Source organism: Fulvimarina endophytica (assembly GCF_003403015.1).
Lineage (GTDB): Bacteria > Pseudomonadota > Alphaproteobacteria > Rhizobiales > Rhizobiaceae > Fulvimarina > Fulvimarina endophytica.
This window is the reverse complement of record NZ_QURL01000003.1, coordinates 574,543-596,281: the sequence shown is the minus strand read 5'-3', so window position 1 is coordinate 596,281 and position 21,739 is coordinate 574,543. Positions and strand designations below refer to the sequence as shown.

General features: G+C 67.2%; 19 protein-coding genes. 12 read left to right on the top strand and 7 right to left on the bottom strand.

Features of this window, described 5'->3' with window-relative positions:
• Positions 1–6: 6 nt before the first annotated feature.
• Together DYI37_RS09235 and DYI37_RS09230 are read right to left on the bottom strand one after the other, a co-directional pair.
• Positions 7–696, bottom strand: coding sequence for an alpha/beta hydrolase (locus DYI37_RS09235; protein ID WP_116682889.1), 690 nt, complete (start codon positions 694–696; stop codon positions 7–9).
• A gap of 90 nt (positions 697–786) precedes the next feature.
• Positions 787–1,746: a ring-cleaving dioxygenase gene (locus DYI37_RS09230; protein WP_116682888.1), complete on the bottom strand. Its 960-nt coding sequence runs from the start codon at positions 1,744–1,746 to the stop codon at positions 787–789.
• A 137-nt stretch (positions 1,747–1,883) separates the two neighbouring features.
• Here DYI37_RS09230 and DYI37_RS09225 point away from each other — a divergent pair, with 137 nt between their 5' ends.
• The gene (locus DYI37_RS09225; protein WP_116682887.1) at positions 1,884–2,792 is read left to right on the top strand and encodes a LysR family transcriptional regulator; all 909 of its coding nucleotides are present in this window, start codon (positions 1,884–1,886) and stop codon (positions 2,790–2,792) included.
• Positions 2,793–2,807: 15 nt separating this feature from the next.
• Here DYI37_RS09225 and DYI37_RS09220 read toward each other — a convergent pair whose 3' ends face one another.
• Positions 2,808–3,779 carry a LysR family transcriptional regulator gene (locus DYI37_RS09220; RefSeq protein WP_116682886.1) on the bottom strand — a complete coding sequence of 324 codons (972 nt, stop codon included), beginning with the start codon at positions 3,777–3,779 and terminating at the stop codon, positions 2,808–2,810.
• A 151-nt stretch (positions 3,780–3,930) separates the two neighbouring features.
• Between DYI37_RS09220 and xdhA the strand changes: the two genes are divergently transcribed.
• The 6 genes from xdhA (at position 3,931) to DYI37_RS09190 (ending at position 12,805) form a co-directional block, all read left to right on the top strand.
• Positions 3,931–5,394: a xanthine dehydrogenase small subunit gene (xdhA, locus tag DYI37_RS09215; RefSeq protein ID WP_116683010.1), complete on the top strand. Its 1,464-nt coding sequence runs from the start codon at positions 3,931–3,933 to the stop codon at positions 5,392–5,394.
• A gap of 20 nt (positions 5,395–5,414) precedes the next feature.
• On the top strand, positions 5,415–7,898 hold the full coding sequence (gene xdhB / locus DYI37_RS09210) for a xanthine dehydrogenase molybdopterin binding subunit (protein ID WP_245413844.1): 2,484 nt from the start codon (positions 5,415–5,417) through the stop codon (positions 7,896–7,898).
• A gap of 3 nt (positions 7,899–7,901) precedes the next feature.
• Positions 7,902–8,780: a xanthine dehydrogenase accessory protein XdhC gene (xdhC, locus tag DYI37_RS09205; protein WP_116682885.1), complete on the top strand. Its 879-nt coding sequence runs from the start codon at positions 7,902–7,904 to the stop codon at positions 8,778–8,780.
• Between the two features lie 52 nt (positions 8,781–8,832).
• On the top strand, positions 8,833–10,428 hold the full coding sequence (locus DYI37_RS09200; RefSeq protein ID WP_116682884.1) for a xanthine/uracil/vitamin C permease: 1,596 nt from the start codon (positions 8,833–8,835) through the stop codon (positions 10,426–10,428).
• Positions 10,429–10,499: 71 nt separating this feature from the next.
• Positions 10,500–11,831 (top strand): guanine deaminase, encoded by a 1,332-nt coding sequence (guaD, locus tag DYI37_RS09195; RefSeq protein WP_116682883.1) that lies wholly within the window; start codon positions 10,500–10,502, stop codon positions 11,829–11,831.
• Between the two features lie 128 nt (positions 11,832–11,959).
• A complete protein-coding gene (locus DYI37_RS09190; protein WP_116682882.1) occupies positions 11,960–12,805 on the top strand; it encodes a bifunctional allantoicase/(S)-ureidoglycine aminohydrolase in 846 nt (281 codons plus the stop codon).
• Between the two features lie 7 nt (positions 12,806–12,812).
• On the opposite strand, the gene bhcR is transcribed toward DYI37_RS09190, so the two are convergent.
• Positions 12,813–13,652, bottom strand: coding sequence for an HTH-type transcriptional regulator BhcR (gene bhcR, locus DYI37_RS09185; RefSeq protein WP_342634938.1), 840 nt, complete (start codon positions 13,650–13,652; stop codon positions 12,813–12,815).
• A gap of 169 nt (positions 13,653–13,821) precedes the next feature.
• On the opposite strand from bhcR, the gene bhcA reads away from it, so the two are divergent.
• From bhcA to bhcD, 4 genes are all read left to right on the top strand, one after another.
• Positions 13,822–15,012 (top strand): L-aspartate--glyoxylate aminotransferase BhcA, encoded by a 1,191-nt coding sequence (gene bhcA, locus DYI37_RS09180; RefSeq protein ID WP_116682881.1) that lies wholly within the window; start codon positions 13,822–13,824, stop codon positions 15,010–15,012.
• 12 nt (positions 15,013–15,024) lie between these two features.
• Positions 15,025–15,975 carry a beta-hydroxyaspartate dehydratase BhcB gene (gene bhcB, locus DYI37_RS09175; RefSeq protein ID WP_116682880.1) on the top strand — a complete coding sequence of 317 codons (951 nt, stop codon included), beginning with the start codon at positions 15,025–15,027 and terminating at the stop codon, positions 15,973–15,975.
• Between the two features lie 14 nt (positions 15,976–15,989).
• The gene (gene bhcC, locus DYI37_RS09170; protein WP_116683007.1) at positions 15,990–17,153 is read left to right on the top strand and encodes a 3-hydroxy-D-aspartate aldolase BhcC; all 1,164 of its coding nucleotides are present in this window, start codon (positions 15,990–15,992) and stop codon (positions 17,151–17,153) included.
• Positions 17,154–17,277: 124 nt separating this feature from the next.
• Positions 17,278–18,243, top strand: coding sequence for an iminosuccinate reductase BhcD (gene bhcD / locus DYI37_RS09165; RefSeq protein WP_116683006.1), 966 nt, complete (start codon positions 17,278–17,280; stop codon positions 18,241–18,243).
• 56 nt (positions 18,244–18,299) lie between these two features.
• Here the strand turns inward: bhcD and DYI37_RS09160 are convergent, their stop codons facing one another.
• Both DYI37_RS09160 and puuE read right to left on the bottom strand, forming a co-directional pair.
• Positions 18,300–18,827: an ureidoglycolate lyase gene (locus DYI37_RS09160; RefSeq protein WP_116682879.1), complete on the bottom strand. Its 528-nt coding sequence runs from the start codon at positions 18,825–18,827 to the stop codon at positions 18,300–18,302.
• Positions 18,824–20,215 carry an allantoinase PuuE gene (gene puuE / locus DYI37_RS09155; protein WP_199520127.1) on the bottom strand — a complete coding sequence of 464 codons (1,392 nt, stop codon included), beginning with the start codon at positions 20,213–20,215 and terminating at the stop codon, positions 18,824–18,826. The genes DYI37_RS09160 and puuE overlap by 4 nt, the downstream gene beginning before the upstream one ends.
• A 171-nt stretch (positions 20,216–20,386) precedes the next feature.
• Here puuE and uraH point away from each other — a divergent pair, with 171 nt between their 5' ends.
• Positions 20,387–20,740, top strand: coding sequence for a hydroxyisourate hydrolase (gene uraH / locus DYI37_RS09150; RefSeq protein WP_116682877.1), 354 nt, complete (start codon positions 20,387–20,389; stop codon positions 20,738–20,740).
• Here uraH and DYI37_RS09145 read toward each other — a convergent pair.
• Positions 20,725–21,657, bottom strand: a complete 933-nt coding sequence (locus tag DYI37_RS09145) for a LysR family transcriptional regulator (RefSeq protein WP_116682876.1) — start codon at positions 21,655–21,657, stop codon at positions 20,725–20,727. The two genes, uraH and DYI37_RS09145, sit on opposite strands and share 16 nt — an antisense overlap.
• Between the last annotated feature and the right edge of the window lie 82 nt (positions 21,658–21,739).

Here is a 21,739-nt window from a genome sequence, read left to right as displayed (position 1 = left end):
GTCCGTTCAGGCGCCGGCCACCTCGCGCTCGTACCAGGCGCGCGCAAGCGTCACGTCGGCCTGGGAGAGGCCGTGCCCTGCCGGCACGGTCCGCCGTTCGACCACAGCGCCCCGCGCGGAAAGTGAGGCCGCGAGACGCGCCGGCTGATCCTCCGCGATGAGCGGGTCCATCGAGCCGGACAGAACCAGCACCGGCACTTGATCGAGGGGCGAGGATGCCGGCGGCTCGGCGAAGGGGACCATCGGCCGGATCAGGATCGCGCCGGAAAGGCTTTCGGGCCGCAGCAACAGCATCGCCGCGGCGATATTGGCACCGTTGGAAAAGCCGAGGGCGATGGGGGCCGGCAGCCCGTAGTGCGCCCGTGCCGCCTCCACGAAGTCCGCTAGCGCATGGGTGCGCGTCTCAAGGTCGGCCTCGTCGAAGACACCCTCGGCGAGCCGGCGAAAGAAGCGCGGCATGCCGTTTTCCAGAACCGCGCCGCGCGGCGAGAGGATCGCAGCCTGCGGCGCGACGAGCCCGGCGAGCGGCAACAGGTCGGTCTCGTCGCCGCCGGTCCCGTGGAGCGCGAGAAGCGGCGTCCGGCCCCCGGACGTCCCGGCGACGTAGCGATGGACATGGCTCTCGAGGGCCGGATGCGGCGTCTCCTGCCTCGCATCGGTCTTCCTCGCATCGGTCTCGCGCGTCGGGGACGTCATGGCTCTCTCCCTTAAGAATCGTGGGCGATGGGGTCTTTCGCAACGGCGACCGGGGCGCGTGCGCCCCGGTCTGTCTTCAACGTCGTTTCCTCAGGCGGCCGCCCTGGCCTTCGGCGCAGGCGCGAGCGGCGGCAGCACCGCCTCGATCTCGGCCCGCCGGGCTTCGAGGCCGCCCGGCAGCTTCAGCTCCTCGCCGAGACGGTCCGCCGGCTCGTCCACGGCAAAGCCCGGAACGTCGGTCGCGATCTCGAAGAGAACGTGACCGGGCTCGCGGAAATAGACCGAACGGAAGTAGTTGCGGTCCTTCTGCTCGGTGGTCCGGATGCCGTGGTCTTCGGCAAGCACCTTCACCATGCGCGCCTCCTCGGCATCGTCCGCCGCCCGGAAGGCGATGTGATGCACCGATCCGGCTCCGAAGCGCGGCTTGAGGAAGCCGCCGACGGCGCGGATGTCGACGATGCCGCCCTTCGGATTGTCCGAGACGACGAAGCGCGTGACGCTCTCCTCGCTCGCGGCCCGCTCGAAGCCGAAGACGCCGGTCAGGATCGCCGCCGTCGGCTCGAGCTCTTCGAGGAGGAGGCTGACCGAATGGAAGCCCCGGATCGCATGCTCGGCTGGTACCGACCCGTCCGAATAGCCGGGCTCGGCCTCCGCGCCCGGCACCGCCGCGAGAGCAAGGCGCATACCGTCCGGATCGCGGAAGGCAAGCACCGTCTCGCCGAAGCGCTTCACCGGCTTGTCGTGGTCGATGCCCGTCTCGATCAGGCGTTGGGCCCACCATCCGATCGAGGCTTCGGGAACGCGCAGCACGGTTTCCTGGGTCTCGCCGACGCCGAGGCGTCCCGGTGCGGCATGCTCCCATGGGAAGAAGGTAAGGATCGTTCCGGGAGAACCGGCCTCGTCGCCGTAATAGAGATGATAGCTGCCCGGATCATCGAAGTTCACGGTCTTCTTGACGAGACGCATGCCGAGAACCCGGGTGTAGAAATCGAGATTGCGGCTCGCAGGGCCGGCAATTGCGGTGACGTGATGGATGCCATGAGTGCTCATGCTTGGGTCTCCTTTCCCGAAGAATTCGCTGTCTGCCGGTATATAATCGCAATCCATCGGAGATTTCACCTGGACATTCATTGCGCTCATGCAATAGGCGATTTGCAGAGACGAAGACCCGGCGAAAGGACAGGGCGATGGGACACGGCATCGACGCGCTCACATGGGAGGATATCCGCCTCGTCGGCGCGATCGCGGAGACCGGCTCCCTGCCCGAAGCGGCCGCCCGTCTCGGCACCCATCATTCCACGGTGTTCCGGCGCCTGCGTCAGGTGGAAGCGAATACGGGCTTCCCGATCTTCGAGCGCGAGGGCCAGCGCCTCGCGCCGACGGGCCTCGGCGAGGAAGTCGTGGCGCTTGCGGAGCGGATCGGAACCGACGTGAACGCCACGGCGCTGCGCATGGCGGGGCGCGAGGAGCAGCCCTCGGGCGAGTTGCGCGTGGCGACCGCCGACAGTCTCCTCATCCATCTCCTGACGCCGATCTTCGCCGATTTCCAGGAAGCCTGCCCCGATGTCCGTCTCGACATCGTCGTCAGCAACCGGGCGCTGAACCTCTCGCGCCGCGACGCCGACATCGCGATCCGCGCGAGCGACGCGCCGCCCGAAACGCTGGTCGGACGACGGCTCGCCCGCATCTCATGGGCGCTCTACGGGCGCACCGGCGAGGACGGACAGGACACGCCGCCCATGGATCGACGCACTTGGGTCGCGCTCGGCGACGGCATGGCCGACATGAAAGTCGCGCGCCATGCCGAGGAGCATGCGCCGCCGGGTCTCCTGCGCTACCGGGTGGATACCGTGCTCGGTCTTGCCGCAGCGGTCGAGGCCGGTCTCGGCATCGGCCACCTGCCCTGCTTCATCGGCGACGGGAGGCCGCATCTTCGGCGCCTCGCGCCGCCCGAGCCGGCCTTCGCCACCGATCTCTGGTTGCTCACCCACGAGGACCTGCGGCGCGCGGCACGGGTTCGCATCTTCTCCGATTTTGTCGCGGGTGCCATCCGCGCGAAGGCCGCCCTGATCGAGGGGACCGGGCACCATCGCTGAGGGGCGATCTTCGGCTCAGGCGTCCGGATCCAGGTTCGGGCCCAGCTCCGGCTCCGGCTCCGGCTCCGGTTCCGGACGGGGGGCCGGCCCGAAGATCCTGCGGGAGCGTGCGGCGATATGCTCGACGAAGAGGCGCACCTTCGGGTCCTGCAGCTTCCGGTGGGGATAGAGGCAGCCGAAGATCGAGGCGACGGGCGGGGTGTCGGAGAGGATCTCGACGAGCGCGCCGCTCGCCAGGTGCTCGGCGACGTCGAAGCGCGGCTTGTTGACGATGCCCCGGCCGGCGAGCGCCCAGTCGGTCAGGACATCGCCGTCGTCGGCGTCGAACTGGCCCCGGACCTCGAGCTTCATCGGGCCGGCCGGTGTGTCGAGTGTCCAGAAATATTCCGGCGAGCGGGGAAAGCGCAGGAGAAGACAGTTGTGCCGGCGGTCGAGAAGATCCTCCGGCCGCTTCGGCGTTCCCGCGGCATCGAGATAGCCCGGCGCCGCGCACAGCACCCGGGCGCAATCGGCGAACTTGCGCAGCTTCATGTTGCTGTCCTGCGGCGCGCCGACGAAGAAGGCGAGATCCTGCCCGTCCGCAAGAATGTCGACGGACCGGTCCGACAGGCGCATCCGCACCTCGATCTGCGGATAGCGATCGGTGAAGTCGGGCACGCACGGAGCGATGATGCGCCGGCCGACGCCCAGTGGCGCCGTCACCCGGATCGCCCCATGGGGGCTTTCCGAGAAGCTCGCCACCCTCGCCTCGGCGGCATCGAGGGCGGAGAGGACGTCGCGCGCGTCGTCGTAGAAGACCCGGCCCGCCTCGGTCGGCGAGATCGAGCGGGTGGTGCGGTTGAACAGCCTGACGCCGAGCCGCTGCTCCAGCTCCTTGATGCGCTTGCTGGCGACGGCCGGCGTCAGTCTGAGATCGCGTCCGCCCGAGGTGATGCTGCCGAGTTCGACCACCCGGACGAAGACGCGCAGGCTCTCCACATAGGACATTCCCGATCCTCCCGGCCGCCATCCTGCCATTCTCCGCCGGCGATGACTTTCAACACCCTGTTGAAAGAATTTGCCGTTCCCATCGGTATTCTTCCATAATCGAGACGCATACCATCCCCGTCAGCACCAAAGTCATGAGCGGGAGACGATGATGACGCAAGGGAGCGAAATTCGGTTCGTCCTCAACGGCCGCGACGTGGCGGTCCCGGACGTCGCCGCCGACCGCACCCTTCTCGACTTCCTGCGTCTCGACCGGCGCCTGACCGGAACCAAGGAGGGCTGCGCGGAAGGCGATTGCGGCGCCTGCACGGTTCTCGTCGGACGCCTGACGGCGGACGGCCTCGCCTATGCGCCCGTCAATGCCTGCATCCGTTTCCTCGCCAGCGTCCATGGCTGCCATGTGGTGACGGTGGAACACCTTTCCGGCCGGGACGGAAAGCTGCATCCGGTGCAGCAGGCTCTCGTCGATCATCACGGCTCCCAGTGCGGCTTCTGCACCCCCGGCTTCGTCATGGCGCTCTACGCCTTGTGGATGGAGGTTCCCGAGCCGAGCGAAGCTCAGGTGGAGACCGCGCTCCAGGGCAATCTCTGCCGCTGCACGGGCTATTCGCCCATCGTGCGCGCCGCCGTCGCCATCAGCCGCTACGGCTCGCCCGCCGCCGATCCGATCAGGCTCGAGCGCGAGGCGATCACGGCGCGGCTTGCCGCCCTTCGATCCGGCCACCGCATCGTGACCGGCCCCGAGGACAATCGCAGCATTCTTCCCGCCGATATCGACGATTTCGCCGTCTGCCTCCAAGACCATCCCGGCGCGACCATCGTCGCCGGCGCCACCGATGTCGGCCTCTGGGTCACGAAGTTCCTGAGGCCCATTTCGCCCGCGATCTTCGTCGGCCATCTCGACGCCCTGAAAAGCATCACGATCGAAGATGGCCTGGTGCGGATCGGCGCGGGCGCGAGCTACAGCGATGTCTGGGCCCGGCTGATGGGGCACTTCCCCCATCTCGACGCCTATTGGAGCCGCATCGCCGGCTGGCAGGTGCGCAATATGGGCACGATCGGCGGCAATATCGCCAATGGCTCGCCGATCGGCGACACCCCGCCGGTGCTGATTGCGCTGAAGGCCGAGGTCACCCTGCGCGAGGGCGACAGGCGCCGGACCATGCCGCTCGAGGACTTCTTCGTCGCCTATGGCAAGCAGGACCGCGCCCCGGCCGAATTCGTCGAGGAGATCACGGTTCCCCTGCCCCGCACCGGCCAGATCGATGCCGCCTACAAGATCTCGAAGCGGCGCGAGGAGGATATCTCCTCGGTCGCCGCCGGCATCAGCGTGACGGTCCTCGACGGCCGCATCACCGATTGCCGGATCGCCTTCGGCGGCATGGCGGGAACGCCCAAGCGCGCCCGCGCGGCCGAGGCCGTCCTCAACGGCGGATCGTGGTCGCAGGCCACCTTCGACGAGGCGGCGGGCGTCCTCGATCAGGACTTCCAGCCGCTCAGCGACTGGCGCGCCTCGGCCGACTACCGGATGCTCGTCGCAGGAAACCTCCTGCGGCGCTTCTTCCTCGAACATGACGGCGAGCGCGCCGCCCCCGCCGGCAAGGTCGCCGCCTGATCGAAGCGGAGAACGGACCCATGAAGGAGAGCGAGACGATGATCGACATCATGGACGACGAACGCACGCCCCAGGACTCTGAGGTGTCCGACCGGCTCACCGAACTTCTCGAGATCGACCGCCCGATCCCGCCGGAACCCGGCCTCCCGGAGCCCGTCCGAAGCCTCGAGCCGGCAGCCCTCGCGCAGGCGCCCGCCGCCGCCGTCTCGGGCGCCGTCCATCAGAACCGCGTCCATGACAGCGCCGAAAAGCACGTGACCGGCCGGGCCGACTATACCGACGATATCGCCCAGCCCGAGGGCACGCTCCACGCCTATCTCGGCGTCTCCAAAATCGCCCGCGCCCGGCTGAAGGGTCTCGATCTCGATGCCGTTCGCCGTGCGCCCGGCGTCGTCGACGTCCTGACGGCTGCGGACGTTCCCGGCATCAACGATGTCAGCCCCACCGGCCGCAACGACGATCCGGTCTTTCCGACCGACGAGATCGAGTTTCACGGCCAGCCCCTCTTCGCCGTCGTCGCCGAAACCCGGGACGCGGCGCGAAGGGCCGCGCTCCTCGCGGTCGTCGACTGCGAGCCCCTGCCCTTCGCCCTCGATCCCGTCTCGGCCCGCAAGGCGGACTATCCGTACGTGGCGCCGCCCCTGAAGCTCGAACGGGGAGAGGTAGACCCGGCACTCTCGGCCGCGCCCCGGCGCCTTGCCGGCTCGATCCGGATCGGCGGGCAGGACCACATGTATCTCGAGGGCCAGATCGCATTCGCCATTCCCGGTGAGGACGACGAGATGGTCGTCCACTGCTCCACCCAGCATCCGTCCGAGGCCCAGCACATGGTGGCCCAGGTCCTGGGCGTTCCCTCGAATGCGGTGACGGTCAATGTGCGCCGCATGGGCGGCGGGTTCGGCGGCAAGGAAAGCCAGATGAACCTGTTCTGCGCGGTCGCGGCGATTGCCGCGCGCCGCACGGGCCGGCCGGTGAAGATCCGCCCGGACCGCGACCAGGACATGACCGCCACCGGCAAGCGCCACGACTTCGTGGTCGACTACACGGTCGGCTTCGACGAAAGCGGCCGGATCCAGGCGGTGGAGGCGGATTTTGCCGCGCGCTGCGGCTTCTCGTCCGATCTCTCCGGCCCCGTCACGGACCGGGCCCTGTTCCACGCCGACAACGCCTATTTCTATCCCCATGTGCGGCTGCGCTCGCATCCGATGAAGACGAACACCGTCTCCAACACGGCCTTTCGCGGCTTCGGCGGCCCGCAGGGCGTGGTCTTCGCCGAGCGCATGATCGAGGAGATCGCCTATGCGACCGGCCAGGATCCGCTCGACGTGCGCAAGGCCAATTTCTACGGCGGCGCCGGCCGGGATCTGACGCCCTATCACCAGAGCGTCGAGGACAACATTCTGGACCGCCTCGTCGGCGAACTGGAGGAGAAGGCCGATTATCGCAGGCGCCGTGCCCAGATCGTCGCGGCCAATGCGGGCTCGACGATCGTCAAGCGCGGCATCGCGCTCACGCCGGTCAAGTTCGGCATCTCCTTCACCGCCACCTGGTACAACCAGGCCGGCGCTCTGATCCACGTCTACAATGACGGCTCGATCCACCTGAACCATGGTGGCACCGAGATGGGCCAGGGCCTCAACACCAAGGTCGCCCAGGTGGTGGCCGATGCCTTCCAGGTCGATTTCGAGCGCATCAAGATCACCAAGACCACGACGGAGAAGGTGCCGAACACCTCGGCGACCGCCGCCTCCTCCGGTTCCGATCTCAACGGCATGGCCGCGCTCGACGCGGTGGAGCAGATCAAGGCGCGGCTGGTGACCTTCGCCACCGAGACCTACGGGGTTGCGGCGGAAGACGTCGCCTTCCTGCCCAATGCGGTGCGGATCGGCGCCGAGACCATGAGCTTCGACGCCTTCGTCAAGGAGGCCTACAAGGCCCGCATCCAGCTTTCGGCGGCCGGCTTCTACAAGACGCCGAAGATCCACTGGGACCGGGACAAGGGCATGGGACGCCCGTTCTACTATTATTCTTACGGCGCGGCCTGCTCCGAGGTCTCGATCGATACGCTGACCGGCGAATACCGGGTGGAGCGCACGGATATCCTCCACGATGTGGGCCGGTCGCTGAACCCCGCCCTCGACAAGGGACAGGTGGAAGGCGCCTTCGTGCAGGGCATGGGCTGGCTCACCACCGAGGAATTGTGGTGGGACGACAAGGGCGCGCTGCGCACCCACGCCCCCTCCACCTACAAGATCCCCCTCGCCTCCGACCGCCCGCGCGTCTTCAATGTCGATCTCGCCGACTGGTCGGAAAACCGCGAGCTCACCATCAAGCGGTCGAAGGCCGTGGGCGAGCCACCCTTCATGCTCGGCATCTCGGTCTTCGAGGCCCTGTCCATGGCGGTGGCGAGCGTCGCCGACTATCGCAAATGCCCGCGCCTCGACGCGCCCGCCACGCCCGAACGGGTGCTGATGGCCGTCTCGCGCCTGAAGACAAAGGCCTGAGCCATGGGCGGCGCGGAGAGCCTCGCACGGTTTTTCGAGACCGATCGCCGGGTGGTCCGCATCGCGCTCACCCGGGTCGAGGGCTCCTCGCCGCGCGAGGCCGGCACCGAGATGTTCGTCTCGAAGGCGGGCCTCTGGGGCACGATCGGCGGCGGCCAGCTGGAATTTCGCGCCATCGACGCGGCCCGCGAAATGCTGGAGGACGGCTGCCTCGCCCGCACGATCGACCTGCCGCTTGGCCCGGAGATCGGCCAGTGCTGCGGCGGACGGGTGGAGATGAGCCTTGCCCGGATGGGCGAAGCGGACCGGCGCGCGGCCGAGACGCGCGAGGGCCTGAGCCAGGCCGGGCGCCCCCATGTCTACGTGATGGGAGCCGGTCATGTGGGCCGTGCGCTCGCCGATCTCTTCCAGCATTGCCCGGTCCGGTGCGTCCTCGTCGATCCTCGGCCCGAGGAGCTGGCACGCTCCCCTGCCGCCGTCGAGAAGCGCGTCAGCGCCATTCCCGAGGTCGACGTGGCGAACGCCCCTCGAGGCAGCGCCTTCATCGTCCTCACCCACGACCATTCCCTCGATTTCCTGATCGCCTCCGCAGCGATCGAGCGCCGGGACGCCGCCTATGTCGGCATGATCGGATCGCGGACCAAGCGCGCGAAGCTTCGTGCCTTCATGCGCGAGCATTCCGATCCGGGTCTCTTCGAGGACCTGACCTGCCCGATCGGGGCGGGCGGCAGCGCCGACAAGCGGCCCGCCGTGATCGCCGCCTTCGTCCTTGCGGAGGTGATGGCGAGACTGACATGCGGGGCCGCTTCGCCGGCCCTGCGGCACGCGTCGGAGGAGGACGCGATGCCGGATACGAGCGACCGGGCAGGCGCGCACGCCTGAGGGACCCCGCCTGCGGCCGGTCGCTTCGCAACAGAAGGAGGAGGAGGCCTTCATGGATCAACACGCTTATCGATACAGGCTGTTTTCGCGCAGCGACTTCAGCGCCTTCTGGGCGCTCTTCACCGACAATCTCGTCAATCTCCTGATCCTGACCGGGGTCTGCCAGTTCGTCTTCCAGATGCCGGCGGAGATCGTCTACGCCCGCATCCTGCCGGGGGCGGCGATCGCCATCCTCGCCGGCGTCGTCGTCTATACCTGGCTTGCAAAACAGGCCGCCGAACGGCTCGGCCGCGACGTGACGGCGCTGCCCTACGGGATCTCGACCCCGGTCATGTTCGTCTATCTCTTCGGCGTGATCGGACCGATCTACTGGGCGACCCAGGATCCGCTGCTCGCCTGGCAGGTCGGCATCGGCGCGGGCTTCATGGGCGGCATCGTCGCCGCGATGGGGGCCCTCGTCGGGCCCTACCTGAAGCGCATCACGCCGCGCGCCGGCATGCTCGGCACGCTTTGCGGCATCGCCCTCGTCTTCATCGGCGCGGTTCCGCTCGCCGAGATCTTCGAGAAGCCGATGATCGGCTTCGCCTCGCTGCTCTTCATCCTGTGGGGCCTCATCGGGCGCTTCCGCCTGCCGGGCAATCTTCCCGCCGGCCTCGTCGCCATTGGGGCTGGCACGATCATCGCCTTCGCCCTCGGCCAGTCGAAGATCGACACCAGCGGCATCGGCTTCTACGCGCCGGTTCCCTATGTGGGCGACCTCGTGACGGGCGTCCTCTACCTCTTCGCCAATCCCGAGCTCTTCCTAGTCCTCATCCCGGTCCAGATCTACAACTTCATCGAGACGATGAACAATGTGGAGAGCGCCGAGGCCGCCGGCGACAGCTACCCCGTGGGTCTGTGCCAGGTCACCGACGGCGCGGGCACCATGATCGGCGCGCTGTTCGGCTCGCCCTTCCCGACCACGGTCTATATCGGCCATCCCGCCTACAAGCGGATGGAGGCCCATGCGGGCTACGTGATCGGCGTCGCCGTGGTGGTCGCGGCGGCAGCCTTCTTCGGCTTCCTGTCCTTCCTCGCCGGCCTCATCCCCATCGCGGCGGCGGCTCCCGTCCTCGTCTTCGTGTCGGTGAGCCTCATCACGAACACGGCCTGGGCGGTGAAGCCGGCGCATATGGCGGCCGTGTCCTTCGCCATCCTGCCGCACATCTCCGAATTCCTCATGGTCAAGTGGGGCTCGATGATGAACGCGCTGAGAAGCGCGGGCGTCGAAGGCCTGCCGGCGCTCGGCGATCCGGGGCTCACGGCCGCGCTGCTGCGCGAGGGCGCCCATTACGAGGGCCATCTCGCCCTCAGCCAGGGCGCCATCATCACCGGCCTCGTCTGGGGCGCGATCGTGGCGGACGTAATCGACGGACGGTTCCGCACGGCCGGATGCTTCGCCTTTGCCGCCGCCCTCATGTCCTCGGTCGGCATCATCCACGCCCACACCCTGCAATGGCCGCAGCTCGACGGCATCACCGGCGGCTACCTGATCATCGGGGGCTTTCTCACACTCTATCCGCTGATCGCGCCCCGGCAGGATCTCGAGGAGCGCGTGATCGTCCCCGACGAACCCGACATGCTGGAGCCGGCGGTTCCGGCGCAGTAAACCTCAGGAGATCCGGGCGGGACGGCCATCGCGGCCGGCCCGCCCGATACGAAATGACGGAGACAAGACCCATGACCGAGACCGTTCTGCGCGGACGCCTCCTGACCTTTCATCGGGCGCCCCGCAACGGGGAGGACGCCGGCGCCTATACCTTCATCGAGGACGGCGCGCTTCTGATCCGGGACGGCCTGATCGCCCGGCGCGGCGAGTATGGCGAGATCGCCCGCCTCGCGCCCGAGGCAACGGTCACCGATCACCGGCCGATGCTGCTGATGGCGGGGTTCATCGACACCCACATCCACTTCCCGCAGATCCAGGTCATCGCCTCCTGGGGCGCCCAGCTCCTCGACTGGCTGAACACCTACACCTTTCCCGAAGAGACGCGCTTTGCCGACCCCGACCATGCGGCACGCATGGCGCGCGCCTTCTTCGACCAGCTGATCGCCCACGGCACGACGACCGCCACCGCCTTCTGCTCGGTCCATCCCGCCTCGGTCGAAGCCTATTTCGCGGAGGCCGAAAGGCGCGGCATGGCGATGCTCGGCGGCAAGGTCCTGATGGACCGCAACGCCCCGGACGGCCTCCGCGACACCCCGCAATCGGCCTATGACGATACCAGCGCGCTGATCGCGAAATGGCATGGTCGGGGCCGGGCCCGCTACGTCATCTCGCCCCGCTTCGCGATCACCTCGACGCCCGAACAGATGGAGATGGCGGGGACGCTCGCCCGCGAGAACCCGGACTGCCCGATCCAGACCCATCTGTCCGAAAACAAGGACGAGATCGCCTACACGGCAAGTCTCTATCCGCAGGCGCGCGACTATCTCGACGTCTACGAGCAATACGGCCTCGTGCGCGCGAATACGCTGCTCGGACACGCCATCCATCTCCTTCCGCGCGAGATCGAGGCGCTCGCGGCGAGCGGGGCCCATCCGGTCTTCTGCCCGACCTCGAACCTCTTCCTCGGCTCCGGTCTCTTCGACCACGAGGGACTCGCCGGTCGCGGCATCCTCAGCGGCATCGCGACCGATGTGGGCGGCGGCACCAGCTATTCCATGCTTGAGACCCTGTCGGAGGGCTACAAGATCCTCCAGCTCAACGGGCAGGCGCTTCACCCGCTCCAGGCCTTCGACTGGGCGACGCGGGCCAATGCCGCCGTCCTCGGCATGGAGGACCGGATCGGAACGCTCGACGAGGGAACGGCGGCCGACATCGTAGTGCTCGACGCCTGCGCGACCCCGGCCATGGCGCTGCGCATGGAGCGGGCCCGGTCGCTCGCCGAGGAATTGTTCGTTCTTCAGGTGATGGGCGACGACCGGGCGATCGCGGAGGTCTATGTCGCCGGCCGCGCGGCCAAGCGCGCAACGGCGGGCGCCGGGCCCCGTCTCCTCGAAACGGCCTGAGGCGGCGAGGGAGAGGTCCCGCCGCGCCCATCTTCAAGGCTTTGCGAAAGCACCTATCGCAAGGCCGGCGCTGGCGGGACGCGCCGCCCTTTTTTACGAAGGGCGGTCAGCAAACCCGGAGCCACCCCATGACCCAACGATATTTCGCGCCGAAGGGCGGACATCCGCCGCAGGAGCAGCTCCTCACCGACCGCGCCGTCTTCACCGATGCCTATGCGGTCATTCCGCGCGGAACCATGCAGGACATCGTCACGAGCTTCCTGCCCTTCTGGGAGGGGACGCGTCTCTGGGTCCTGTCGCGCCCCTTGAGCGGCTTTGCGGAGACCTTCTCCCAATACATCATGGAGGTCGCGCCCGGCGGCGGATCCAGGCGGCCGGAAACCGACCGCCACGCCGAAGGCGTCCTCTTCGTCGTGGAAGGGACGGCGAAGATCGTCGTCGCCGGTAAGAGCCATGGGCTGCGGCCGGGAAGCTACGTCTTCCTGCCGCCCGCGACCGACTGGACCTTCGAGAACGACGGCGACGCCCCCGTCCGCTTCCACTGGATCCGCAAGGCCTATGAAGCCGTGGAGGGCATCGACCATCCCGAGGTGATCGTGACGAACGACGCCGACGTCGCGCCGACGCAGATGCCCGGCACCGACGGAAAATGGGCGACGACCCGCTTCGTCGACCCCTCGGACATGCGCCACGACATGCATGTGACCGTCGTCACCTTCGAGCCGGGCGCCGTCATTCCCTTCTGCGAGACCCATGTGATGGAACACGGGCTCTACGTTCTGGAAGGCAAGGCGGTCTACCGCCTCAACCAGGACTGGGTCGAGGTGGAGGCCGGCGACTACATGTGGCTGCGCGCCTTCTGCCCCCAGGCCTGCTATGCCGGGGGACCGGGCAAGTTCCGCTATCTCCTCTACAAGGACGTGAACCGGCATATGAAGCTCGGCCCCGCAATGGGCGGACCGGCTCGCCGGTAGGCAAAGCTCAGGCGGGCGGGCGGACGGGCGCGGCGCCGCCGAGCGCGACGGTCAGTTCGGCCGCCGCCCCCACCACCAGCGCGGCAAGGCTCGACGCCTTTTCCTCGCTCATCCGGCTGGTCGGTCCAGACACCGAGATGCCGGCCGCAGCTTCCCCGTGCATGTCGAAGACCGGCGCCGCCACGCAGCGCATGCCCCCATTGCGCTCCTCGTCGTCGATCGAATGGCCGCGTGCGCGCGTGACCTCAAGATCGCGATCGAGATCGGCCCTCGTCGTCAGGGTCTTCGGCGTGAAGGCCTGGAGGCCGTTGCGCGAAAGGATGCGGTCGAGGCGCTCTCGCGGCATCTGGGCGAGCAGCGCCTTGCCGATGCCCGAGGCGTGCAGCGGCGAGAGCGTGCCGGGCGGAAAGAAGGCGCGGATGCTCGCATGGGTCTCCACCTGACTGACGAACAGCACCGCATCGTCCTGGACGATACCGAGATTGGCCGTCTCCCCCGTCGCCTCCATCAGGCGGCGCATGATCGGACGGGCTCGCTCCACGAGCGAGGTGCGGCGCAGGAAGCGCGATCCGATGACGAAGGCATGGGGTCCGATATGCCAGCGCTGGTCCTCGGCGTCGAATTCGACGAGGCGCCGCTTTTCCAGCGTCAGGAGCACCCGGTAGACGGTCGCGGGCGCCTGGCCCAGATCGGCCGAAAGCGCCGAAAGCGTCTGCCCCGACGCCTCGCTCAGATATTCGAAGATCTCCATCGCCCGTTCGAGGGACTTGATGGTGTTCTGGTCGGCCGGATCGGCCCAGCCGCGGGGCCGGCCGCGGGCCTTGCGGTCATTCTTCGCGATATCCAAAAGCTGCCTCGCTCCCGATATGAAAAACAATTCCATCATATGAAAAAATCAAGCCACTGACAATGCTGGATGTTTTCGCAATGCCATCGTCCATGCGGAAATGAATGCAAAAATATCCTTCCGCGCTGCGATGGCCTAGACAAGGGACGAGCCAGAGGAGGATACGGCCATGAGCTTCCAGAACCCGGTTTTCATTCCCGGTCCCACCAACATGCCGGAAGAGATCCGCAAGGCCTGCGACATGGCCACGATCGACCACCGTTCGCCGGTGTTCGGCACCATTCTCAATCCGTGCCTGAAGAACGTGCGCGCGGTTCTGAAATCGCGCAGCGCCGAGATCTTCCTCTTCCCCTCGACCGGAACGGGCGGATGGGAATGCGCGATCGGCAACACGCTGTCGCCCGGCGACAGGGTTCTCGTCGCGCGCAACGGCATGTTCAGCCATCGCTGGATCGACATGTGCCAGCGCCACGGCCTCGATGTCGAGATCATCGAGACCCCGTGGGGCGCGGGGCTTCCGGCCGAGCGCTATGGCGAGATCCTGAAGGCCGATCGGGGACATGCGATCAGGGCGGTTCTGGCGACCCATAACGAGACGGCGACGGGCGTGCGCTCCGATATCGGGGCCCTGCGCCGGGCGATGGACGATGCGGGCCATCCCGCGCTTCTCCTCGTCGACGGCGTGAGCTCGATCGCCTCGATGGACTTCCGCTTCGACGACTGGGGCGTCGACATCGCCGTCACCGGGTCCCAAAAGGGCTTCATGATGCCGCCGGGCCTTGCGATCCTTGGCTTTTCGGAGCGCGCGATGGCCGCGACGGCCACCGCGAAGCTGCCGCGCACCTTCTTCGATATCCGCGACATGGCCCGGGGCTATGCCGCCAACGCCTATCCCTACACCCCGCCGGTCGGCCTGATGAACGGGCTGAAGCTCGCCTCCGACATGCTGCTCGAGGAAGGGCTCGACAACGTCTTCGCCCGCCATCACCGCATCGCCGAGGGCGTGCGGGCCGCCGTCCGGGCCTGGGGTCTGGGCCTCTGCGCCCTCTCGCCCGACGTCCAGTCGGACACCGTCAGTGCGGTGCGCACACCCGAGGGCTTCAACGCCACCGATATCGTCACCCATGCCGCGAAGGTCTACGGGGTCGCCCTCGGCACCGGGCTCGGGGAACTGGCTGGCCGGGCCTTCCGGATCGGCCATCTGGGCAGTCTCACCGATGTCATGATGCTGTCGGGTCTTGCGACGATCGAGATGTGCATGGCCGATCTCGGCCTAAACATCGCGCTCGGATCGGGCGTCGCCGCCGCCCAGGAACACTATCGCTCGAGCCACGCCGTGGCCGCCCTTCAGGCCGCCTGACGAAAGAGACCGATGATCATTCCCACCTATGACGACATGCTCGCAGCCCATGAGCGGATCGGGCCGCATATCCGGCGAACCCCGATCCGCACCTCCGATTATCTCAACGAGCGCGCCGGCTGCGAATTGTTCTTCAAGTGCGAGAACTTTCAGGAACCGGGCGCCTTCAAGGTGCGCGGGGCCGCGAACGCGGTCTTCGGCCTCAGCGAGGCCCAGGCCGAAAAGGGCGTTGCCACGCATTCCTCGGGCAATCACGCCTCCTGCCTCAGCTATGCCGCCATGCGGCGCGGCATTCCCTGCAATGTGGTGATGCCGCGCACCGCGCCCCAGGCCAAGAAGGACACGGTCCGGCGCTTCGGCGGCAGGATCACCGAATGCGAGCCCTCGACCTCGTCGCGCGAAGCGACTTTCGCCAGGATCGAGGCGGAGACGGGCGGCGATTTCGTCCATCCCTACAACGATCCGCGCGTCATCGCCGGCCAGGGAACCTGCTCGAAGGAGTTCATGGAGCAGACCGGCGGGCTCGACATGGTGGTCGCCCCGATCGGTGGCGGCGGCATGATCTCGGGCACCTGCCTGACGCTCGCGACGCTCGCCCCCGAAACGCGAGTGATCGCGGCCGAGCCCGAACAGGCGGACGATGCCTATCGCAGCTTCAAGGCCGGCCACATCATCGCCGACGATGCGCCGAAGACCATCGCCGACGGGCTTCTGGTGCCGCTGAAGGATCTCACCTGGCACTTCGTGTCGAACCATGTCCACGAGATCTACACCGCCTCCGAGACCGAGATCGTCGATGCGATGAAGCTCGTCTGGAAGCATCTGCGGATCGTCATGGAGGCATCGAGCGCGGTGCCGCTCGCCATCGTCCTGAAACATCCCGACGCCTTCAGGGGCAAGCGCGTCGGCATCATCGTCACCGGCGGCAATGTCGATCTCGACATGCTGCCCTGGATCCAGTGAAGGAGGCTGCGGTCATGAACAAGCCATTCAATCCCGAGGCGCTCGAAGTCGGCTACGACGTTCCGGCGCTCCCCGGCATGAACGAGGCCGATATCCAGACGCCCTGCCTCGTCCTTGATCTCGACGCGCTGGAGCGCAACATCAAGAAGATGGGCGACTACGCGAAAGCCCACGGCATGCGCCACCGGGTGCATGGCAAGATGCACAAGTCGGTCGACGTGGCCAAGCTCCAGGAGCGGCTCGGCGGCGCGGTCGGCGTCTGCTGCCAGAAGGTCTCGGAGGCCGAGGTCTTCGCGCGCGGCGGCATCGAGGACATCCTCGTCTCCAACGAAGTGCGCGATCCGGCCAAGATCGACCGGCTCGCCCGCCTGCCGAAGCTCGGCTCGAAGGTGATCGTCTGCGTCGACGATATCGCAAACGTGGCCGAACTCTCCGAGGCCGCAACGCGCCACGGAACCGAACTCGGCATCTTCATCGAGATCGATTGCGGCGCGGGCCGTTGCGGCGTGACGACGAGCGAGGCGGTCGTCGAGATCGCCAAGGCGGTGAGGGACGCGGACGGGCTGACCTTCAAGGGCATCCAGGCCTATCAGGGCGCCATGCAGCACATCGACGGCTACGAAGACCGCAAGGCCAAGGTGGACGTCGCCATCGCCATGGTGAAGGACGCCGTCGAGAGCCTGAAGGCCGAGGGGATCGCCTGCGAACTCGTCTCGGGCGGCGGCACCGGCTCCTACTATTTCGAGGCGGCCTCCGGCGTCTACAACGAGCTGCAATGCGGCTCCTACGCCTTCATGGATGCCGATTACGGCCGCATTCTCGACCGGGACGGCAATCGCATCGACCAGGGCGAGTGGGAGAACGCCTTCTTCATCCTCACCTCGGTGATGAGCCATGCGAAGGCCGACAAGGCGATCTGCGATGCCGGGCTCAAGGCCCAGTCCGTCGACAGCGGCCTGCCGGTGATCTTCGGGCGAGACGACGTCACCTACGTCAAATGCTCGGACGAGCACGGCGTCATCGCCGATCCGAACGGGGTTTTGAAGGTCAACGACAAGCTGCGCCTCGTGCCCGGCCACTGCGACCCGACGGCCAATGTCCACGACTGGTATGTCGGCGTTCGCGGCGGCAGGGTCGAGACGCTCTGGCCGGTCTCTGCGCGCGGCAAGGCCTACTGATCGACGACATGTGGGGCGGCCACCAGACAGGCCGCCCGTCCAATCCAAATTCTTATCAGAAGCACCCATGCGCCATGGCCGCGTCCGCCACGGGCATGGGTGCGATCATTCCTGGGAGACGACGATGCTCATAGTGCCGGAACGGGAAATCGCCGATCTGATGACGCGGGAAGCCGCCTTCGAAGCGGTGGAGAAGGTGTTCGCCGCCATGGCCTCGGGCGATGCGCGGAACTTTCCCGTCGTGCGCGAGGCCATCGGCCACGAGGATGCGCTCTACGGCTTCAAGGGCGGCTTCGACCGGGCCGGCCTCGCTCTCGGCCTCAAGGCCGGCGGCTACTGGCCAAACAATCTCGATAAGCGCGGCCTCATCAACCACCAGTCGACGGTGTTCCTCTTCGATCCGGACACCGGCAAGGTGAGGGCGATGGTCGGCGGCAATCTTCTGACCGCCCTGCGCACCGCCGCCGCCTCCTCCGTCTCGATCAAGCATCTCGCACGGGACGACGCCAAGGTTCTCGGCATGATCGGCGCCGGCCATCAGGCGACCTTCCAGCTCCGCGCGGCGCTGGAACAGCGCAAGTTCGAAAAGGTGATCGGCTGGAACTACCATCCGGACATGCTGCCGAATATCGAGAAGGTCGCAGTCGAAGCCGGCCTGCCCTTCGAGGCGGTCGAGCTCGACCGCATGGGCGAGGCGGACGTGATCGTCTCGATCACCTCGGCCTTCTCGCCCTCGCTGATGGCGGGTCACGTCTGCGAAGGCACCCATATCGCCTGCATGGGTACCGACACCAAGGGCAAGCAGGAGGTTGAGGCGGTGCTTCTCAAAAGGGCCCGCGTCTTCACCGACGAGGTCGCCCAGTCGGTCAGCATCGGCGAGGCCCAGCACGCGGTGGCCGAAGGCCTGATCGCGGAGGGCGACATCACGCCCATCGGCGCGGTCATCAACGGCACCCATCCGGGACGGACATCCGACAAGGACATCACGCTCTTCGACGGCACCGGCGTCGGCCTCCAGGATCTCGCGGTCGCTGCCGCCGTGGTCGATCTCGCGGTCGAAAAGGGCATCGCGATCGAGGTCGATTTCTGATCGACGGATGATTTTCGCGCGCGGCTCCATGGGGCCGCGCACGGAGCTTCAGAATTTCAGGCGGTCCGGATCGGTCCCGTCTCGATCGCATCCTGACCCGGCTCGACGCGATAAGGCGTCTCGAACCGATATTCCTCCAGATTGGCCGTCGTGCCGATCCGGTCGACCACAGCGAAGAGCCCCGGCTCGTGCAGCGGCGTCAGGACGCCGTGCCAGGTGCCGCGATGGAAGTTGATCCCCTGCCCCGGAGCCGCGACGAAGGCCTGCGGGGTTCCGGGCCTGCCGTCCTCGTCGGGCGCGACGACGACGAGGAAGGCATGGCCGGTCATCGAGACGAAGGCCTGGCTCCCCTCCGGATGGCGCTCGACGAGATCCACCTCGACCGGAAAGGCGACCGCCCGGCTTTCGAAGATGCTGATCCCGGCCCGTCCCTCCGGCCCGAAATCGAGCCGGGCGCGGTCGTGATACCGGCCGCAGCGGCCGGCATTGATGATCTTGTCCGGCTGTCCCGACACTTCGAGAACATCCCCGAACGGGGCGAAGGCATCGGCCGTCAGCGGCTCGGCGAGGATCGTCCGGCTCATGCGGACAGCTTCTCGCGCAGGCGCAGTTCGGCGATCCGCTCCACCTGCCGGCAGGCTTCAGTGAATTCCGTCTCGCGGGTCTGATCGATCCGGCGGCGGAAAGCCTCCATGATCGAGGCCTTGGTGTTGTCGCGCACGGCGATGATGAAGGGGAAGCCGAATTTGTCGGTATAGGCCTCGTTGAGTTCGGTGAAGGTCCGCCGCTCCTCGTCGGTCAGGGCGTCGAGGCCGACCGAGGCCTGTTCGGCCGAGGATTCCGCCGTCAACCGCTTGGCCGCCGCGAGCTTGCCGGCGAGGTCGGGATGGGCCTTCAGCACGTCGAGCCGCTTCTCGTCCGATGCGGAGCGGAAGATGCGGGCGAGCGCCGAATGAACGCCGGTCGCCGTGTCGTGCATCGTTCCGAGTTCCAGCCCGTGCGCCCCTTCCGCGATCCAGGGCGAATGCTCGAACACGCCGCCGAATTCGGCGACGAAAGTCTCCCGGTCCATCCGCGACGGGCGGAGACCCTTCACCGGCGGATGCTCGCGCGCCCAATGCTCGGCGATCTCGAGACGCGTCGCGAACCAGACGCCCTCATGGCTCCTGAAGTAGTCGAGCGCCCGCTTCAGGGCCGCGGCCCTGCTCGGACGGCCGATCAGCCGGCAGTGGAGGCCGATCGACATCATCTTCGGCGATCCCGCCTCGCCCTCTTCGTAGAGGACGTCGAAGGCATCGCGCAGCATGGCCTCGAAATCCTCGCCGGTGGTGAAGCCGGCCTGGATCGCAAAGCGCATGTCGTTGCAGTCCATCGTATAGGGCACGACGAGCTGGTCCTTGCCGCCCGCTTCCATCCAGTAGGGAAGATCGTCGCTGTAGCTGTCGGCGAGATAGGCGAAATCCCCCGCCTCGGCCGCGAGCTCCATGGTGTTCATCGAACAGCGGCCCGTATACCAGCCGCGCGGCGCCTCGCCCGTCACCTCGGTGTGGAGCCGGATCGCCTCGCGGATCTGCTCGCGCTCCTCCTCGGCGCTCATATCCTTGTGCTCGATCCATTTCAGGCCGTGGCTGGCGATCTCCCAGCCGGCCTCCTTCATCGCCGCGACCTGCTCGGGTGCGCGGGCGAGCGCGGTGGCCACGCCATAGACCGTGACCGGAACGTCCTTCAGCATGCGGTGGACGCGCCAGAAGCCGGCCCGCGAGCCGTATTCGTAGATCGTCTCCATGTTCCAGTGGCGCTTGCCCGGCCAGGGCTGGGCTCCGGTGATCTCGGACAGGAAGGCTTCCGAGGCCGCATCGCCGTGGAGGATGTTGTTCTCGCCACCCTCCTCGTAATTGAGGACGATCTGGACTGCGATTTTCGCGCCGTTCGGCCAGTTGGCGGCCGGGGGATTGGCGCCGTAGCCGGCCATGTCGCGAGGATAGCGTGTCACCGATGAAATCCTTTTCCCAAACGAGCCCGGAGCATAGACCAGCACGGTTGGACCGTTTTTCAAATTGCGTTTGAAGGTCCCTTCGCACGGGCGCGCTTTGCGCTCGGGCGCCGGTGCGCCCTAGATGGCGTCTCATCCTGGAGGAAGACGATGTCCGGCTATCTGACGACCCATGTGCTCGATACCGCCCGCGGCCGCCCGGCCGAAGGCCTGCGGATCGAGCTCTTCCGGATCGAGGGCGAGACCCGCACCCATCTGAAGACGCTCGTCACCAATGCGGACGGGCGCACGGACGAGCCGATCCTGCCCGAGGCGAGCTTTGCGACCGGCATTTACGAACTCGTCTTTCATGCCGGCGCCTATCTGGACAAGGTCGGCGTCGCCCCTGAGACCCCGCGCTTCCTGGGCGATATCCCCTTGCGCTTCGGCATATCGGAGGCCTCGCACTATCACGTGCCGCTGCTCCTTTCGCCCTTCGGCTATTCCACCTATCGCGGCAGCTGAACGCGCCGACGCGCCTCCTCCACCGCCTTGCCGACCCGCTCGACGACGAAGTCCATGAAGAGGCGCGTCTTGGGGTCCTGGCGGCGGCGATGGGTGAAGAGGCAGGCCATCTGGATCGGCTCGGGCGGCGTTTCGACCGCGACCGGCACGAGCCGGCCGGCCGCCAGATGATCGGCGATCTCGAAGATCGGCTTCAGCGCGATGCCGCATCCGGCGAGCGCCCAGTCGGTGAGGACGTTCCCGTCGTCCGATTCGTAGCGCCCGGACACCCGGAACCGCTTCGGCCCCTCGGGCGTCGTCAGCGGCCACTGGAATTCCGTCGCCCCCGGAAAGCGCAGATTGAGGCATTCGTGCCCCGCGGCCACGAGCTCGTCGCCGTTCTTCGGGCTCCCGCGCGCGGCGACATAGGCCGGGGCGGCGCACAGCACCCGCTCGATATCGGCGATCTTTCGGATGCGCAGCGTGCTGTCCTCGGGCTGGCCGAGGAAGAAGGCGAGATCCAGCCCCTCCGTGGTGATGTCGACCTTCCGGTCGGTCAGGCGCAGCCGAAGGCTGACATCGGGATACTGGGCGAGGAAGGCCGGCACCTGGGGCGCGATCAGGCTGCGCCCGAGGCCGAGCGGGGCTGCGACATAGAGCGCGCCGCGCGGATGCTCGGTGATGTCGACCACCTGCGCCTCGGCGTTCTCCACCGATTCCAGAATCTCGCAGGCCCCCGGATAGAAGGCCTTTCCCTGTTCGGTCGCGGTCAGGCTCCGCGTCGTGCGCTGGAACAGGCGGACGCCGAGATGCTCCTCGAGCTGGGAAATGCGCGAGGAGGTGACGGCAGGCGAGATGCGAAGGTCGCGGCCGGCGGCCGACATGCTGCCCAGTTCGTAGACACGCACGAAGGTGCGGATATTGTCGAGATAGGACATTGTTCGGATATTTTTAATGCTGCTTGGCTCTCACCATCGATACCAAAACAATCCCGGTCCGCATAGCGTGAGGGTGAAACGA

What these genes read in the sequence shown, in the direction of transcription:
- DYI37_RS09220 (WP_116682886.1), bottom strand. Translation starts at nt 3,779, where the DNA reads ATGTCCTATGTGGAGAGCCTGCGCGTCTTCGTCCGGGTGGTCGAACTC.
- xdhB (WP_245413844.1), top strand. Translation starts at nt 5,415, where the DNA reads ATGAAGGAGAGCGAGACGATGATCGACATCATGGACGACGAACGCACG.
- xdhC (WP_116682885.1), top strand. Translation starts at nt 7,902, where the DNA reads ATGGGCGGCGCGGAGAGCCTCGCACGGTTTTTCGAGACCGATCGCCGG.
- DYI37_RS09230 (WP_116682888.1), bottom strand. Translation starts at nt 1,746, where the DNA reads ATGAGCACTCATGGCATCCATCACGTCACCGCAATTGCCGGCCCTGCG.
- xdhA (WP_116683010.1), top strand. Translation starts at nt 3,931, where the DNA reads ATGACGCAAGGGAGCGAAATTCGGTTCGTCCTCAACGGCCGCGACGTG.
- bhcA (WP_116682881.1), top strand. Translation starts at nt 13,822, where the DNA reads ATGAGCTTCCAGAACCCGGTTTTCATTCCCGGTCCCACCAACATGCCG.
- bhcB (WP_116682880.1), top strand. Translation starts at nt 15,025, where the DNA reads ATGATCATTCCCACCTATGACGACATGCTCGCAGCCCATGAGCGGATC.
- puuE (WP_199520127.1), bottom strand. Translation starts at nt 20,215, where the DNA reads ATGGCCGGCTACGGCGCCAATCCCCCGGCCGCCAACTGGCCGAACGGC.
- DYI37_RS09225 (WP_116682887.1), top strand. Translation starts at nt 1,884, where the DNA reads ATGGGACACGGCATCGACGCGCTCACATGGGAGGATATCCGCCTCGTC.
- bhcD (WP_116683006.1), top strand. Translation starts at nt 17,278, where the DNA reads ATGCTCATAGTGCCGGAACGGGAAATCGCCGATCTGATGACGCGGGAA.
- DYI37_RS09235 (WP_116682889.1), bottom strand. Translation starts at nt 696, where the DNA reads ATGACGTCCCCGACGCGCGAGACCGATGCGAGGAAGACCGATGCGAGG.
- DYI37_RS09145 (WP_116682876.1), bottom strand. Translation starts at nt 21,657, where the DNA reads ATGTCCTATCTCGACAATATCCGCACCTTCGTGCGTGTCTACGAACTG.
- guaD (WP_116682883.1), top strand. Translation starts at nt 10,500, where the DNA reads ATGACCGAGACCGTTCTGCGCGGACGCCTCCTGACCTTTCATCGGGCG.
- DYI37_RS09200 (WP_116682884.1), top strand. Translation starts at nt 8,833, where the DNA reads ATGGATCAACACGCTTATCGATACAGGCTGTTTTCGCGCAGCGACTTC.
- bhcC (WP_116683007.1), top strand. Translation starts at nt 15,990, where the DNA reads ATGAACAAGCCATTCAATCCCGAGGCGCTCGAAGTCGGCTACGACGTT.
- DYI37_RS09190 (WP_116682882.1), top strand. Translation starts at nt 11,960, where the DNA reads ATGACCCAACGATATTTCGCGCCGAAGGGCGGACATCCGCCGCAGGAG.
- uraH (WP_116682877.1), top strand. Translation starts at nt 20,387, where the DNA reads ATGTCCGGCTATCTGACGACCCATGTGCTCGATACCGCCCGCGGCCGC.
- DYI37_RS09160 (WP_116682879.1), bottom strand. Translation starts at nt 18,827, where the DNA reads ATGAGCCGGACGATCCTCGCCGAGCCGCTGACGGCCGATGCCTTCGCC.